This is a genomic window from Thermogemmatispora sp., from assembly GCF_042408735.1.
Taxonomy (GTDB): domain Bacteria; phylum Chloroflexota; class Ktedonobacteria; order Ktedonobacterales; family Ktedonobacteraceae; genus Thermogemmatispora.
In genome coordinates this window covers 1-1,025 of the sequence record NZ_JBHOQV010000132.1, presented here as the reverse complement: position 1 = coordinate 1,025, position 1,025 = coordinate 1, and the positions used below count along the sequence as shown (strand labels likewise).

At 68.6% G+C, this 1,025-nt stretch carries 1 protein-coding gene and 1 pseudogene; both read left to right on the top strand.

Features of this window, described 5'->3' with window-relative positions; all coding sequences use genetic code 11:
* Positions 1-66 precede the first annotated feature (66 nt).
* Positions 67-750, top strand: a pseudogene (locus ACFMO7_RS13575) (WD40 repeat domain-containing protein); the annotation flags it as partial.
* 24 nt (positions 751-774) lie between these two features.
* A partial coding sequence (locus tag ACFMO7_RS13570; protein ID WP_376796023.1) for a WD40 repeat domain-containing protein occupies positions 775-1,025 on the top strand: 251 nt, incomplete at its 3' end.

Sequence of the window (1,025 nt, the reverse complement as noted above, 5' to 3'; positions counted from 1 at the left end):
GGCTCCCTCTCCCTCTGGAACCCCCACTCCGGTCAGCTCCTCCTCCGACTCTCTCACTCTCGCTCCATCTCCTCCCTCGCCTGGTCCCCCGACGGCTCCCTGCTCGCCTCCGGCGACTCCAACGGCTCCCTCTCCCTCTGGAACCCCCGCTCCGGCCAGCTCTTCCTCTCCCTCCCTCCTCACTCCTCCTCCATCTCCTCCCTCTCCTGGTCCCCCGACGGCTCCTTCCTCGCCTCCCTCTCCGACGATCGCTCCCTCTCCCTCTGGCAGCTCCCCTCCGGCCGGCCTGCCCTCCAGTTCCCCAGCCACGGCGGCTGGCTAACCGCCACCCTCTGGCTCCCACACAGCTCCCTGCTCGCCTCCAGCGACAGCAGCGGCTCCATCTTCCTCTGGGACTCCCGCTCCGGCCGCACCCTCCGCCACTTCTCTGCCCACTCCTCCTTCATCACCTCCCTCGCCTGCTCCCCCGACGGCTCCCTGCTCGCCTCCTCCTCCGACGACGGCTCCATCTGCCTCTGGAACCCCCGCTCCGGCCAGCTCCTCCGTCGTTACCTCTCCCATCCTCTCTCCTCTATCACCGCTCTCGCCTGGTCCCCTGACGGCTCCCTGCTCGCCTCCGGCGACTCCAACGGCCTCCTCTCCCTCTGGAACCCCCACTCCGACCAGCCCCCCCTCCAACACCTCTTCGACCACGAATGCCACATCACCTCCCTCTCCTGGTCCCCTGACGGCTCTCGCCTCGCCATCTCCGCCTCCTCCGACTACCAGGGCTCCATGCTCTCTATCTGGGACCCCCGCTCCGGCCAGCCTCTCCTGCACTACCACGGCCACCACCCCCACGACGTCCACGCCGTCTCCTGGTCTCCTGACGGCTCCCTGCTCGCCTCCTCCTCCGAAAACCTCTCCCTCGGCGTAGGCGCCTACCTCATCCACGTCTGGGATCCTTCCTCCGAACGCCTCCTGCACTGCTGGCGCGCCTTCTTCTCCGACTCCCTGGTCTGGTCTCCTGACGGCTCCCTGCTCGC